This window comes from Ensifer sp. LC163, assembly GCF_001695855.1.
Classification (GTDB): domain Bacteria; phylum Pseudomonadota; class Alphaproteobacteria; order Rhizobiales; family Rhizobiaceae; genus Ensifer.
The window spans coordinates 85,413-100,617 of the sequence record NZ_MBSS01000068.1; the positions used below are offsets into that span (position 1 = coordinate 85,413).

Annotated in this window: 10 protein-coding genes; 3 read left to right on the forward strand and 7 right to left on the reverse strand. The window is 60.5% G+C overall.

Annotated features, from left to right (window positions below; translation table 11 throughout):
* Positions 1 to 220: 220 nt before the first annotated feature.
* A complete protein-coding gene (locus BC360_RS29820) occupies positions 221 to 2,059 on the forward strand; it encodes a cation:proton antiporter (protein WP_065797912.1) in 1,839 nt (612 codons plus the stop codon).
* A gap of 223 nt (positions 2,060 to 2,282) precedes the next feature.
* Here the strand turns inward: BC360_RS29820 and BC360_RS29825 are convergent, their stop codons facing one another.
* From BC360_RS29825 to BC360_RS29835, 3 genes are read right to left on the reverse strand one after another with little or no spacing between them, the layout of a single operon-like run.
* Positions 2,283 to 3,524: an adenylate/guanylate cyclase domain-containing protein gene (locus BC360_RS29825; protein ID WP_065797913.1), complete on the reverse strand. Its 1,242-nt coding sequence runs from the start codon at positions 3,522 to 3,524 to the stop codon at positions 2,283 to 2,285.
* Entirely contained in the window at positions 3,521 to 3,910 is a 390-nt protein-coding gene (locus BC360_RS29830; RefSeq protein ID WP_065797914.1) for a response regulator, read from the reverse strand. The genes BC360_RS29825 and BC360_RS29830 overlap by 4 nt, the downstream gene beginning before the upstream one ends.
* Positions 3,907 to 6,957 carry a GAF domain-containing protein gene (locus BC360_RS29835; RefSeq protein ID WP_065797915.1) on the reverse strand — a complete coding sequence of 1,017 codons (3,051 nt, stop codon included), beginning with the start codon at positions 6,955 to 6,957 and terminating at the stop codon, positions 3,907 to 3,909. The genes BC360_RS29830 and BC360_RS29835 overlap by 4 nt, the downstream gene beginning before the upstream one ends.
* 181 nt (positions 6,958 to 7,138) lie before the next feature.
* Between BC360_RS29835 and BC360_RS32265 the strand changes: the two genes are divergently transcribed.
* Positions 7,139 to 7,399 carry a hypothetical protein gene (locus BC360_RS32265; protein WP_161491405.1) on the forward strand — a complete coding sequence of 87 codons (261 nt, stop codon included), beginning with the start codon at positions 7,139 to 7,141 and terminating at the stop codon, positions 7,397 to 7,399.
* Between the two features lie 29 nt (positions 7,400 to 7,428).
* Here BC360_RS32265 and BC360_RS29845 read toward each other — a convergent pair whose 3' ends face one another.
* Positions 7,429 to 8,811 carry an adenylate/guanylate cyclase domain-containing protein gene (locus tag BC360_RS29845; protein WP_065797917.1) on the reverse strand — a complete coding sequence of 461 codons (1,383 nt, stop codon included), beginning with the start codon at positions 8,809 to 8,811 and terminating at the stop codon, positions 7,429 to 7,431.
* Positions 8,812 to 9,274: 463 nt separating this feature from the next.
* Between BC360_RS29845 and BC360_RS29850 the strand changes: the two genes are divergently transcribed.
* Positions 9,275 to 9,484, forward strand: a complete 210-nt coding sequence (locus BC360_RS29850; protein WP_065784711.1) for a dodecin — start codon at positions 9,275 to 9,277, stop codon at positions 9,482 to 9,484.
* A gap of 421 nt (positions 9,485 to 9,905) precedes the next feature.
* Here BC360_RS29850 and BC360_RS29860 read toward each other — a convergent pair whose 3' ends face one another.
* The 3 genes from BC360_RS29860 to BC360_RS29870 all read right to left on the reverse strand — a co-directional run bounded on the left by BC360_RS29860 (position 9,906) and on the right by BC360_RS29870 (position 14,786).
* A complete protein-coding gene (locus tag BC360_RS29860; protein ID WP_065784713.1) occupies positions 9,906 to 11,336 on the reverse strand; it encodes an RtcB family protein in 1,431 nt (476 codons plus the stop codon).
* Between the two features lie 9 nt (positions 11,337 to 11,345).
* Entirely contained in the window at positions 11,346 to 11,783 is a 438-nt protein-coding gene (locus tag BC360_RS29865; RefSeq protein ID WP_065784714.1) for an archease, read from the reverse strand.
* Between the two features lie 204 nt (positions 11,784 to 11,987).
* The gene (locus BC360_RS29870; protein ID WP_244512994.1) at positions 11,988 to 14,786 is read right to left on the reverse strand and encodes an AMP-binding protein; all 2,799 of its coding nucleotides are present in this window, start codon (positions 14,784 to 14,786) and stop codon (positions 11,988 to 11,990) included.
* Between the last annotated feature and the right edge of the window lie 419 nt (positions 14,787 to 15,205).

Sequence of the window (15,205 nt, forward strand, 5' to 3'; positions counted from 1 at the left end):
GCCGGCGCGGCGAGCCACGAAAATAGAGGTAGTCTTTATTCGTCGCCGATTTGAACCGCTGGCCCGGTACTATCATCGCACCGGAGACACCATCATCTGAAATGAGAGTAGAATCCGTCTGAGGACACGAAGTGTGCTCCTACGAGCGGTGGTGCGCATCGGCTCGTAGTAAAAAGCGGCTGCGCGCGTTGCGCCTTGGGTCAAAGTTTGTGAGCTATCGATGACGCCAGGACCAGAAAATTACAAGGAGCTTCTGCTGTTTCTGGCGACGGCCGGCGTAATAGTGCCTCTGTTTGGGCGGTTGAAATTGAGCCCGGTCTTTGGATTTCTCGCCGCTGGCATGATGCTTGGCCCCTTCGGTCTCGGAGCTCTCGCGAGAGATTTGCCGTGGCTCTCTGCAATCTCCATAACAGATGTCGGACAGATCGCGCATCTTGCTGAATTCGGCGTAGCATTCCTGCTCTTCATGATCGCGCTCGAGCTGTCGTGGAGCCGCCTTCTGCTAATGCGCAAACTCGTCTTCGGGCTAGGGGGCTTGCAGGTTCTCGCCTCAACAGCCGTCCTCGCGACCGTCGCGGGCTTGCTGGGTCAAACCCCAGCTTCGGCGGTGGTGCTTGGCAGCGCGCTCGCGATGTCATCGACGGCTATCATTCTGCCGTCGCTTGTCGAGCGCAAACTGCTGAACACCACGGTTGGACGCGCAAGTTTCGCCGTGCTGCTCTTCCAGGACCTTGCGGTGGCGCCTCTCCTTTTCATGGTGACGATGTTGGGTGCTCGTGGAGGGACGGGACTCGGCGCCGGCTTTTTGTATGCGCTAGCGCCTGCCGCAGTTGCGTTATTCGCAATGGCCGGGCTGGGTCGCCTAATTCTTCGGCCCCTGTTTAAGCTGGTCGCGACAACAAAGAGCAGCGAGTTGTTCGTCGCTGCATGCCTCTTGGTCGTGATCGGCTCTGGCCTTGTCACAGCGCTCAGTGGTCAGTCCATGGCTCTGGGCGCCTTCATCGCGGGCCTCCTGCTGGCTGAAACCGAGTATCGTCGGCAGATCGAGGTCACGATCCAGCCCTTCCAGGGTCTTCTGCTTGGCCTCTTCTTCGTCTCGGTTGGAGCCCGTCTGGATCTTTCGGAGATCATCGCCAACCCGTTCGTTACGGTGGGTGTCGCGATCGGTTTATTTGCCATAAAGGCAGTTATCCTGTTCCCCATCGCGCGCCTATCGGGCTTGACGAACCGGAGTGCCGGCGAGCTGGCGGTTGTACTGGGCCCCGGCGGCGAGTTCGCATTGATCCTTATCGGTGCAGCTGTGGCGGGCAACGTCGTCCTTGACGAAGCCGGCGCCACTGCCACGGTCGCGGCTACTTTGACGATGGTTGGCATCCCCCTGCTGATCCGTATACTGGGCCGCGGTCGAGCATATGCCGGTATGGATGAACCTGCATTCGCGGGATTGACGCCCCAGCATGACGATGGTCTGGAGCGCGTGATCGTCGTCGGATACGGGCGTGTCGGACAGTTGGTCGCCGAGATGCTCACACGGCACGGATTGAGGTTCCTCGCAATCGACGCCGATCCCGTGCTCGTCGCCAATGAGCGAGCTCGCGGTCCCACGATCTATTATGGCGATGCCACCCGGATCGAGTTGCTTCGACGTTGTGGAATCCAGAACGCCCGCGCGCTTGTCGTGACCTTGGACAATGCCGAGGCGGTTGAATCTATCGTCCGCGCTGCGAGATCGGAGCGGTCGGAACTTACCATCGTCGCCCGCGCGCGGGATGCGGTGCACGCAACTGAATTGTACGAGCTGAAAGTCACTGATGCAGTGCCGGAGACCATCGAAGCCAGCCTCCAGCTCTCGCAAGCAGTGCTCGTTGGCATCGGCATTCCGATGGGCCTGGTGATTGCATCCATACACGAGAAACGGGATGAATTTCGCAAGATGCTGCAGCCCACGGACGGATCCGGCAGAGAACGACATGCCATCCGCGCTGCGCAGGCAAAACGTGACCTGCCTCGTAGGCCGCGCTCAGGCTCCGATGCGCATGAGCACACTCGGGATCGTTAATTCAAAGGAACGCTCGACTGCTTCATTCGATGAAGGGAACACCGCGGTCGGCGTTACGCCTCGGCCTTGGAGCATGAGATCTCGCCCTTCAGGTCGGTCCTGACCGGATCCGAAAGCTACAGCGCCGCGCGTCTATTTAGACGCGCAAAGGTCGCTGTAACACTTTGAATTTCTGCATAATTCCTTAAATCGATTCCGATTTAAGGAATTATGCAGTAGACACTCAGTGCAAATTCTTGAGGTTGATGGTTGTGCTGAATTCGCCGTTCATTAGTCGCCTCAGGTGAAAGCCAGCGAGCGGGTCCTCCGGATTGCGACCAACCAGCGCAGCGAATGAAGCTACAGCACGAGGATCACCGCTCTCCAGCTCTTCGAAGGCAGCCATGTACGCCTGCGTTGCGCCGCTGGCATAGATTTCGGCCTCAAGCGGCTCGAAAGCGCGGATCGGCTCCACCCTGCCTCTGAGCAGGAGGTCGCCAACAGGGCGACCGCAGAACCCCTGCATGTTCGCTGCGAGGCGTGTGCCAAGCGACTTGTTGGCCGCTTCCAAGCGCGCGGCAACGTTGATGGTGTCGCCGTAGGCGCTATAGTCGAAGAACTTTCCTCCGCCGAAGTTGCCGACTACGGCCGTGCCGGCATGCGCACCAATCCGGGTGTGGCCAAGGGCTATTCCCTTTCTGCACCAGTGTTCACGGAAAGACCGTGCGAAGGCGTCAAGTGCGAATGAACAGGCGATCGCGCGACTGGCATGGTCCGGCTGATCGACCGGTGCGCCGAAAAGTACGTGGAGTGCGTCGCCAATGATCTTGGCGACAGTACCGTCGTGGGCGAACACGATGTCAGTCATGCCGACGATGTAATCGTTGAGGAGCTGCCCAAGCACGTTCGGCTCGATCGTTTCCGCCAGTGTGGTGAACCCCGTCAGATCGGTAAAGAGCGACGCAACATCTCGGCGTTTTCCGCCAAGATCGAGGGCGTCGGCGCTGCTGGCCAGGCGTTCGGCGAGATTTGGCGAAAAGTAACGGGAAAGTGACGCACGTGCCTGCTCGGCGGCCGACTGCCGGCGCTGCGCCTCACGCAACGTCTCCACGTGGTGGATCGTCTTGACGATCGTCGCCTCCAGGTCGGGAAAATCGATCGGCTTCGTCACGAAATCATAGGCGCCGCGATTCATCGCGATCCGGATGTTGGGCATATCGCTGTAGGCCGAGACGATTATCGTGGACAGATCCACGTCCCTCTGCTGAAGCTTGGCCAGCAGCGACAGGCCATCCATACGCGGCATGTTGATGTCGCTCAGCACAATATCCACGTCGTGGTTGGCAGCAAGCACTGCCAAGGCGTCAACTCCGTCGCAGGCGAACAGGAAACGCAGTAATCCGTCGCGGATCTGCTTCCGGAATTTCTGGAGAAGAAGCATCTCCAGGTCCGGCTCGTCGTCAACAACGAGGATACTTGTGCTCATGCGGCGCGCCCAACTCGACTGTCGATTTCTACTCGCAACGCGATAAAGTCGATCGGCTTGGTCAGCAACGCCTCCGCACCACTTTCCATGGCTCGTCGCTTCGTATCCGGATCGCCATAGGCAGTGATCATGATCACCGGCACATCAGGCCGTACGGTCCTCGCCTTCGGCAGAAGTTCGAACCCGCTCATACCGGGCATGTTGACGTCGGACAGGATGAGAATGAGCATGACGTCGCCCGCATCGGCGATCCGCTCGAGTGCGGATGATGCTGATCGCGCGAACTCCATGACAAAGCGACCAGCGCGCAGGTCATGGCGGAACTGTTGTTTGAAAAGCAGTTCGACGTCGGGCTCGTCATCGACCACCAGAATGAGGAGGCTCATGATTTGCCCTCCGGTGTAGCCATCGCCGGGGTTAACCGCGGCAGTCGAATGCGAAACTCGGTGTACTGACCAGGTTCTGTTTCCACCTCGATGGAACCGGCATGCTGCTTGACGATGATGTCGTGGCTGAGTGACAGGCCGAGGCCGGTCCCCTCGCCAGCGGGTTTGGTTGTGAAGAAAGGATTGAACATTTTCTCCCTCACCTCTGGCGGGATTCCGACACCATTATCGCGGATAGTGATCTCAACGCTGTCTCCGAGGTCCCTGGTCACCGCCGCAAGCGTCGGCTCATAACTGTCACCGGGGTCGGATGCTGCGCGTTTGCTCGTCGCATAGAAGCCGTTTGAGATGAGGTTGAGAAGCACGCGTGTGATCTCCTGCGGGTATAGATCGATCTCCCCGGCCACCGGATCGAGCGATTTCTTTAGGGAGATCGTGAACCCCTGCTTCTCCGCTCGAGCCCCATGATAGGCGAGATTGAGGCTCTCCTCGACGATGGCGTTGATATTGGTCGGCCTGCGCTCGCCCGCTCCCTGACGCGAATGCATAAGCATGTTCTTGATGATTGAATCGGCGCGTTTGCCGTGCTGGACGATCTTTTTAAGATTACCCTTTATCGTCTCGGCGAGTGCGTCGATCTCGGAGCGCGGCGCGCCGTCGAGCGCCTGCTGAAGCTCTTCGATCAATTCGACCGACAGCGCCGAGAAATTGTTCACGAAGTTCAACGGGTTCTTGATCTCGTGTGCAATTCCGGCGGTAAGCTGTCCGAGTGAGGCGAGTTTTTCCGTCTGGATCAATCGGTCCTGCGTAGCCTTGAGTTCCTCGAGGGAGTGCGACAGTTCGTCGGTTCTCGCCCGCACTTCCTGAAATAGACGCACATTCTCGATGGCAATCACGGCCTGGTCGGCAAAGGTAGATGCCAACTCGATCTGCTTGTCCGTGAATGGCCGCACGGTGGAACGGGTCAATGCGAGCACCCCGATCGGGCTACCCTCGCGCAGGAGCGGCACGCCAAGTACGGTACGAAACCCGCCAAGTCTTTGCGCTTCCGGCATGGCGTACTCGGGATCGTGGAGGACGTCGGCCACCTGAACCGGCCGGATCTCAAGCAGGGTTCGCCCTACTATGCTCCCGCGCCCCGGCTCCAGCGGGAGCGCTCGGAAATATTGGTCGAATTCCTGAGAGAAGCCGTAGCTGGACACTGGATAATGCGCGTCACCCATCGGCCGGGTCATCGTCGCCATGTCCGCCTCGCAAAGACGGGCACCGGACGCCACCAGAGTATCCAAAACCGATTGCAAGTCGAACGCGGAGCGGCTGATGACCTTCAGAACGTCAGCCGTCGCGGTTTGCTGTTCTAGCGCCTCGGCCAGTTCGGCCGTCCGCGCTTTCACCTCGTCGAAAAGCCGCACGTTCTCAATCGCTATGACCGCTTGGTCGGCAAAGGTCTGGAGAAGGTCGATCTGCTTTTCAGTAAATGGCTTGACTTCAGTTCGGCGTATGACGAGCCCACCAATAGCTTGCTGCTGTCGCAGCAAGGGCGCCGCTAAAATCGTGCGATGCCCCATCCGCACGGCCATGCTCTGGCCGTCCGGGTACTCGTCGGCGTCGGCCGTCAGGTCAGGCACATGAATAGGTTTTCTGTCAACGACGGCCCGTCCGGTCACCCAACCCCGTGACACCGGCCAGCCTGCGAAATCGATCGGAATTGGCCCGTGATGCGCTCTCAAGTAGAGAGTGTCTCCATCCTTTAGGAAAATGGCCGCATCATAGGCCTCGCAAAGCCGCACGGCCGATTCGACAAGCGTATCAAGTACCGTCTGGAGATCGAAGGTCGACCGACTGATGACCTTCAGAACATCGGCTGTCGCCGTTTGTTGCTGCAGAGCCTCCTTCAGGTCGAGATTCCGTTCTTCCAAATCGGAAAACAGTCGAACATTCTCGATTGCTATCCCGGCCTGATCGGCGAAGGTCTTGAGAACTTCGACCTGGCGATCGGGGAACAATCCTGGTTCGCTTCGTGCCACGACAATGGTTCCGATCGCGACGCCGCCGCGTATGATGGGCACCGCCACCAGGCTTCTGTAGTTCGAGGATTGACTGCCGATGACGGTATAGGCCGTGTATTCCGGATCGGCGAGCCAGTCTTCTATCTGCTCTACTGATCGGCTGAGGATCGAACGGCCGGCCGCACTGCCTCGACCGGGCGGGGCTGGAAGCACCGCGCCTTCGGGTTCCAGCCGGTGGTGCGCCACGAAATGCAACAGTTCGCCATCATAGCGAAACACGTGGCAGAACTGCGCGCCGCAAAGCCGGGCTGCACGCTGCGCGATCGTGTCGAACACGGGCTGCGCATCGGTCGGTGAGGTCGAGATGACGCGAAGTATTTCACTTGTCGCCGTCTGCTGTTCGAGCGCCTCGCCAATCTCTCGGTTGTGCGCTTGCGCCTCCTCGAAAAGATGAACGTTCTCGATGGCGATCACCGCCTGATCAGCGAATGTTCGCAGCAGCTCAACCTGTCGCTCTGGAAAGACGCCGATCGCGCGCCGAGTGACGGCGATCGATCCAATCGGACGTCCCTTTCGTAACAGCGGCACGCCCATGGCGCTACGGTACGACACGATCTCCGCCAGCTGGAGCATCTGATAATCTGGGTCGGAAAAGACGTCGGGGATCTGCTCGATGACACCGCTGATAAAAGCTCTGCCCGTGACGTTGCCTTTATTTGGTCGCTGCGGAAACCTGGCACGTACTGCTTCAATGCCTTCGCGCGATATGCCGTGATAGGCGACTGGGTGTAGGAACTCTCCGTCGAACTGAAATACGAAACAAAATTCCGCCGCGCATAGCCTTGCTACGCTTTTCGCTATCGCATCGAAGACGGGCTGCGCGGAGTTGGTCGAGATCGGAATGACGCGCAGTATTTCGCTCGCCGCCGTCTGTTGCTCGAGGGCCTCGTCAAGCTCCCGCTTCAGCAGTTCGACCTGTTGTCTGAGACTGACGCTTGATTCATCCGCCTCGCGCCCCTCCACTGCAGTATCCCCCATGCAATCAGCTTGCGTCGAGTGCTACCGCCCCCACCACAGGGTGCGCCATGGCCGGTATGCCTGCCAGGATGGATAGAATACTCCATCTGATCAGTTGTGACGAGGTTACTTCACTGCCATGCGCATCTGAGCCTGGAAGACGTAACTGCTGCCACAATAATCCCTTTCGGACGGCTGCAGAGTGTCGATCTTTCCCGTTTCCGGTTCCATCGTCGCAGAAGGGTCAGCACCTGAAATTCCCAGCGTTATCGGCGAATGGCAGCAACGGGTCGAATTTGGCCTTCAGCGTGGCCAGATAGCGGCGCCTCCTTCGAAGCGCGGCAAGGGCGAACACCTTTCCTGGGTTGCTCTTCCTTTTCAGAGCCAGATCCATCAGGTATGGCAGATAGCCCCTACCGGGCAGGGCCGCCGTCGAGGCCATTGGCAACGTTCCGACAGCTGAAGCCGCCGCGCAGTGTTACGCCAGGGTGGTCAGTCCAAGCCGATCCAGACGGAGCCGTCCTGTACGCGGCACGGGTAAACAACCAGCTTGGCGCGGTTTTTCGAAATATCTCCCGCGTATTCATAGCCAGGCGCAGTGCCATCCTGCTGTAATTGCGCCCACTGCCTGATTTCGCCGGTGAGCAGGTCAAAACAGCTTTGATGCCATCGGCAGACGAGGCCAAGATCGCTGGTAATGGTACTTTCGGTGTGTGGGAGTTGCAGCCCTTTTGTCTGGGCTGGACTGCGGCGCTCGTATAACGGCAAGTGAAGATGTGGGCAGGCGTTGTTGAAGGCGCAATAGCCGTCCGCTTCGCGAACTATGACGATGTCGTAGTCGTCGAAGTCGAGAATCCGTCTTTCGTGGAGCTGGAGGTCTTGTTCAGCAAGAGCGCAAACCCACCTTCGGCCGCCATGTCGGATGGTTTCGCGGGAGGGCTTGGCGTTGAGCTCGGCGTCGATTTCGGGCCTTAGCCTGTCTACTTCGAATAGCGTTGTGCGCTCGCTTGTACCGCGAAGGCGCACTCTGACAAAGTCAGCAATTTCCACCTTATCGGCAAGCACGTTACGGAGCGATTCGGATATCAGCAACCGCGTACCGGCATCTTTATTGGCGGCCTCAATCCGGCTCGCCACATTCACAACGTCACCAATGGCCGTTAGTCGTCCATGTCCGGCAAAACCCAATGTTCCGATGACAGCCTCGCCGTAGTTGAGGCCGATGCGGATCTCGAAGTCGATCCCATACATCGAGGCAAAGAACGGCTTCAATCGATCCACGGTGCAGAGAGTCTGAAGGGCCGCATTGACGGCGTGGAGCGGTGCGTCAGGTCGACCATCTATGCCGAATATGGCCATGAGCCCGTCACCAATGAAACTGTCGATGAAGCCGCCATTCTTCTCGATGATGTCGCCGACCTGGGCGAAGTAGCGATTGAGTAGGTACATCACGTCGTAGGCAGAGAGCTTCTCCGACAGCGCCGTGAAATCGACAATGTCGCTGAAGAACACCGTGATGCGCTTGGCTTCTCCAGAACGTGTCGCGGCAGTTGCACCAAGTTGGTTGGTGATCATCATGTCGGTTTCGTCCAACACCAGCCGCCGGACACGAAGGTCGCCTTGGGGTTTAAGCTGGCAAGCCAACCGAACCTCGTCCGTCAAACTCAATCGGTCCGCCATCGAAGCCTCAGTGGCATTCCGATTTGGGCAGGCCTCCAAGCCAGAGAGGATCCAGACACGGCAGGTCGAGCATTTCGCCCGCCCGCCGCATGCATGCGCGAACGGCAAGCCCGATCTCAAAGCCGCCTCCAGCAAGGTCTCGCCGGCGGTCACGTCGAAGTCCATCTGATCCGGCAGGGCGGTTACTCTGGTCATCTTCGACTCCGCAGGTTGGTCCCAATTCTAACACCAAGAGAACAGGCGATCGAATCTTGTACGGGCCGGGAGGCCGCAAAGCCCATGGGTGATCTCGGGGGGGGCTCAACGATTGGCGCTGATCGCGATGGTATCGGCGGCATGACCAAACACTAGACCGATCTCATGTCTCACGGTTGCGGGCGCCACTGCGCGCTTGCCGATATCATCACCCATGCAGTGTGGCTGTATTTTCGGTTTCCGCGGCGGCCTGCATGTGATTGCGTAAAATTTGCGCTGAACGTGCCACCTCACCGCTGTTGTCGCAGGTCGTTTGACAACAGCCAATGATTCCCGGATCGTCTGATAAGGTTGGTCTTGTTTCGCGGAAGGCTAGGGGAGGCGCCGGCGCGCTATCGCGTGCAGCCTCCCGTGGACCTCTTCTAAAAGCCAAGCACCATTCGAAGCAAACCGGGAGGATGGCATGAGCGACCACGTCTATAAGAAAGTGGAACTTGTCGGAAGTTCGAAGACCTCCGTCACAGAGGCGATCGAGACTGCGATTGAGCGGGCATCGAAGACCATGAGAAATCTCGAATGGTTCGAGGTTGACCAGATCCGGGGACACATCAAAGATGGCGAAGTTGCGCACTATCAGGTGGTCGTGAAAGTCGGGTTTAGGATTGACGACTGAAGCATGATCCAACCGAAGCCAGAGCAGATCCGCGGCCTTGAGGGCTGCGGCCGCGCCGGTATTCGCCCCGAAGATCCCGATCGGCAGCCCTGGCCTCTCTTGCGCCGCCAAGACCCATTTGTAGGCACCAACCAGTCTTCCGGCCAGAAGCGGGATATCGAAGACATGGGCGCGGTCTGCAGCCTCCCTCTCACCCAGGAGGTCGAAGAGCAAGCTCGCAACGCCGTGCCGCCGCAGCGTCTCGGCAACGTAGACATTAGGCGGGCGCTTATGACTCGACCCACTGCCATGAGCGAACACAATGACACCGCGAGGGTTTGACGGATTTCGAAGGCAGCCTGGCAAACCGAACGGCGAAATTTCGACATCGATCACCTCGGCTTGGTCTGCAGCCATATGGTCATCTTGCCGGATGCTATGGCTAGCCCTTGATGCATATGACGGGCCGCATGCGCGCCACACGCCGGGCAAGACCGGCCCGTTCGGCGGCAAGCACGACGGCTTCGACATCCTTGTAGGCGCCGGGCGCTTCTTCTGCCACGCCACGGCTGGAGGGGCTGCAGATGAGAATTCCCCGCACAGCGAGCTCGTCAACGATTTGGCGGCCGCTCCAGAGCTTTAGTGCCGCATGGCGTGACATCGCCCTGCCGGCACCATGGCATGCGGACGAAAACGCCTTCTCCTCGCTCGTCGGCTCGCCGGCCAGCACATAGGAGGCGGTGCCCATGCTCCCGCCGATAAGGACCGGCTGCCCGACGGCGCGGAATGCTTGCGGAACGACCGGATGGCCGGCCCCGAGCGAACGGGTTGCGCCTTTGCGGTGAACGAAGAGCTCACGGCGCTTGCCGCCCACCACGTGCGACTCGAGCTTGCAGGTGTTGTGCGAAACGTCGAACAGTAGTTCGAGGCTGGCCTGCGGAAAGTAGCGGCCAAAGACCTGCCGGCTGTAATGGCCGAGAATCTCCCGATTTGCCAATGCGCAGTTGATCCCGGCGCGCATCGCCCCGAGGTATCGCTCCCCCAACTTGGACTTGATGGGCGCACAGGCCAGTTCGCGGTCCGGAAGGATGATCCCTGCAGCCGGTGCAGTACTCGCCATTTCCTTCAGGAACTCACTGCCGATCTGATGGCCGAGCCCGCGCGAGCCGCAATGAATTGTCACGACGACGCCCTCGACACGCAAGCCGAATGCGTCAGCGGCCTGTTCATCGAAGATCTCAGCCACGGCCTGCACTTCGAGATAGTGGTTGCCGGAGCCCAACGTGCCCATTTCCCGCCGCTGGCGCTCCTTGGCGCGATCCGAGACAAAATCCGGCCTGGCGCCTTCCATTCGGCCGCCGTCTTCAATCCGGTCCAGGTCGTGCTCCTCGCCCCAGCCACGCTCTACGGCCCAGCGCGCGCCCCCCGTGAGCATCGCGTCCATCTCGGCATCGTCGAGCGTCATCTCTCCCCTGCTTCCGACGCCTGCGGGGATTTGCCGGAACAGAGTTTCGGCCAAAGCCTCCTGTACCGGCAGAATATCCTCTACCGACAGGCCGGTGAGCATCGTGCGCACCCCGCATGAGATGTCGAAGCCGACGCCGCCGGCGGAGACCACGCCTCCTTCCTCCGGATCGAAGGCGGCCACACCGCCGATCGGAAACCCATAGCCCCAATGGGCATCGGGCATCGCTATCGAGGCAGACACGATTCCTGGCAGGGTCGCGACATTGCAGGCCTGCTGACCGACCTTATCGTCCATCTCGCTGATGAGTTGCTCATCCGCGAAGATGATCGCCGGCACGCGCATCGCTCCGGTCGGTTCGATGCGCCAGGTGACCGGATCAATCTGCGTGAAGCCAGCCGGATCCATTGAAGCGCCTCATACGTCGATCACGCACTGTGCGGTCCAGATGCCACTGTCGTCTCGCGCCACCTTCAATGCCGTGAGCGTGGCACCCTTCGGTTCGCAAGCTGGTGCGTGCCGCACCACGTCAACGGGTTCGCCCCAAAGCGAGCCCTGCAGAAAGAGCCCCTCTATGCGCACCGCGAAGCACCCAAAAAGCACCTTACGGGTCGCTATCTCGTAAATGATGGCGTCGAGCCAGTCCACGAAGAGCAATTCCAGGTCGCATTGACGGCATTCTACCTCAACCCGGATATCCGCGGCGATCGGACTGTAGGTGACAATCCGGGTCAGGCCCAAGGCGGCCTGCTCGAAGGCCTCCACAACAGACCGACCACTTCCGCGCACCCCGATGTCGGCGTCATGATGGAAATGCTCCCAGCCGAACCCGGATATCTGGCCCGTGGCGTTCATTGCAGGCCATCCCTTCCACCGACCTGCCGAACACTCCTGAGTGAAAGGCCGGTGCGTGCGAAACCATACCATGCTGCCCTCTCCCCGTCGAGAAAACAGGCCGTGCCAGCCATGGGACTTGGCCTGCGGCAAGAGTTCGCCGAGCGTGCGCGACCTGCCGCCTTCGCTTGTCATCGGCCGTTGACTGCAGGAGGGGCCGTGCCGCTACGCCACGACTTGTGGCGGTTCCGGCTTTGCCAGCCCGCCGAGATCGGGTTCGCCGCAGCGGGCGAGGATTGCGCTGCGTACCGCGTCGCGCAGCCGCAGAACGGATCCGAAGTCCGTGCCCGACGGCGCAATCGGCTCGCCGATCTCGACGCTGAGCGGCACATGTCTCGGAAACCATTGATTGCTTCGGAGCATCGATCTCGTTCCACGAATGACCCCCGGCAGGATCGCAAGGCCGGCTTCCGCCGCTACCTTGAACGCACCGAGATAGAAGCCTGAAAGACCGGCTCTGCGGGTGAGGGTACCCTCCGGAAAGAAGACCAGCACACGGCCCTCGCGGGCAAGACCTGTCAACGCCTCGGCATCCTGGAGGCTCGCGGAAACGTCGTAGCGTTCGACGAAGGGAATACCGAGGCGCCGCAGCAGCGGGCCCGCGACGAAGTGCTCGGCCAGTTCCCTCTTGGCGACGATCGCTGGTTCGCCCGGAAGGCCGGCCGCCAGAACGAGCGCATCTGCATAGCTCGAATGATTGAAGACCAGCATCGCGCCGCTCTTCGGGATGCGCTCCGTTCCCCCGGTAGAGACGGACACGCCCATGACTGCGAACGCAATGCGCGCAATCCACCGAACGGCACGCCAGCGCCAGGGGAGACGCGGGATAACGAGCACGGCGAGGGACCCGAGCAGCACTGCAACGCCAAGAACCGTCCACCACCAGGCTGCATACAGCGCCTCCCGAAAGAGCCGCGCAGAGCGCCACATCTGAGGGACGGCACTCAACAGTATCAAGCGTGTGAATTGCAGCGCGAGGCTGTGTGGGGCGGATCCCATGCGGCCCGACTCGTAGAGCGCTTTCGAGGCGCTCCTGCGGATCTTGCCGCTCGATGTCTTGGGCACCGACCGCGGCGGGACCAGGACAACCTCGTCGGCCGGCGTGCCTGCGATGTCGGTCGTGACGTCGATCACGCGCGCCTGCAGCGATGCCCGTGAAGCCGGATCGGTCTGGGCCGTCTCGGCGACGACCACCACTCGCTCAGTGCCGGAGTCCGGATCGGATGTGCCGAAGACCACGACCCCTCCCTTGCGTATTCCCGGCAAGGCCGCCGCCGCCTCTTCGATTTCTTGCGGATAGAGATGGCGACCGGCACGAATGATGATGTCCTTGACGCGGCCCGTGACGAAGACGTCGCCCCCGGCCATATAGGCGCGATCGCCGCTGTCGAGCCAGTCGTCATGGAAGAGCGCGCGGGTCTTTTCGTCGTTTCGGAAATAGCCGGCCGTCGCCGAGGGACCACGGAACTCGAGCCTTCCTTCCCGCCGTTCCTCGAGTTCATGGCCCGCTTCATCGACAATCCGAATCTCATGGCCGGGCAATGGCTGGCCGCAGGCCACGATTTCAAGGGCCGTATGGTCTTCCGGGCTGGCAGGTTCTGCCACGCCGCTTGTGGCCAAGCGATCGCGGTCGACGCGATCGACAACAGGCGGGCGTTCCAGCGGCGGAAAGGCGAGGCCCACCGAACTCTCAGCAAGCCCATAGACCGGGGCCACCGCCTCAGCGGAAAGGCCGTAACGGCCGAACCGCTCGATGAACCTGCGAAGCGTGCGCGCGCTCACCGGCTCCGCGCCATTAGCGACCATACGCAGCGAAGAGAGATCGAGGCCCTCCAGGTCGGCGTCGGCAACCTTATTGAGGCAAATTTCGAAGCCGAAATTCGGCGAAGCGGAGAACGTCGCCCGAAAGTTGTGCATCGCCCACAGCCAGGCTGCCGGCCTTCCGAGGAAGCTCAGAGGCGACATCGCGTAAAGCGGCGCGGCATAGTAGAGGCATCCCAGCCACGCGCCGATGAGACCCATGTCGTGGTAGAGCGGCAGCCAGCTCACGACGATGTCGGCCGAACTCGCCTGCATGGCGCCGCCCATCGCACGAATGTTGGAAAGCAGATTGGCGTGGCTCAGCACGACCCCTTTCGGGTCGCCCGTACTGCCGGAGGTATATTGAATGAGCGCGACGGCATTCGGGTCGCAAGATTGGGGAAGGTCCACCGCTGCTGCCGCGCTCTCTATATCGGCGACGCAATCGACCGCGTTCAACGTGTCCACAAGCGCTCTGAGTAGTCCGGCGAGCCGCCGTGCCTCCGGCATTGTGATAAGCAGGCGGGCGCCCGCATTGCCGAGAATGCCGGCCTGGCGGCGGACATGCTCCTCAAGCTGTGCAAGCCGTGTCGGGGGGTATATCGGAACCGGAATGGCGCCGGCGTAAAGGATCCCGAAGAACGCGACGAAGAAATCGATGCCGGTTGGCAGCATCAGTGCCACCCGGTCACCCGGAACAACGCCGCGGACAATCAGGCTACCGGCAATCCGGCGCGCTCTCGTCGCAAGTTCTCCATAGGTCAGGGCTCCGAGACTGGTCACCTCGTCCTGCAACACGGTCAGATGACGTCGGTCGGAATGCCGCGTCGCATGCCACTCCAGAGCCTCGACCAGCGTGCGCGCCTCAGTCGCGGCCGGTGCGGACGGCAGAACGGCAGCTGGCGGCGTACCAGCGGCGATCCGCTCCCCCGCTGGCTGTGCCCGCTCCAAGGCTTGCACAAGGTCAAGGACCGTCTCCGCCCCGGCGACGATTTCGGCGGGCAAATGCACGCGAAATGCGCGCTCGATCCGCAAGGCCAGTTCAGTCCGGCCGAGGCTGTCGATGCCGAGATCGCGTTCGATGCGGCTCGAAGGGACGACATCCATGGCTCGATCGTGCCGAGGATGCACTTCGCGCACAAATTCCTTAACGATCGCAATCATGTCGCGACCGCGCAAATCCTGCTCTTGAACAGGTGAAATCGGCTGCCCAGCTTCCGTCGCCATAAGCAAACATTATAGCACAACGCGTCGCGTTCGTCTTGGTGCGTATCAGTAACGGAATTGCCGGCCACGGTTCTTTTGCGTGGAAACTATTGGAGGCACTGCAAGCCCGCTTACCTAATCCATCGCATATAGAGCACGGCCACGTCAGTATCAGACGTCCGTTCGGCCGTTGCTCCACACCGGCGTCCACTTTCGCGGTCCCGCGTCCACGGACATTTGTTCTTTTCCTGCTCCCTCCGCGATCGCTTAGGGACTATACTTGTTTGTAGCGTCTGTTGCAGTGAGGATCGTTGTTGCTCGCTGCCGTTGGCCTGGACGGTTTGATGCAACACACCGCAGCTGAAGACACTGCCGAC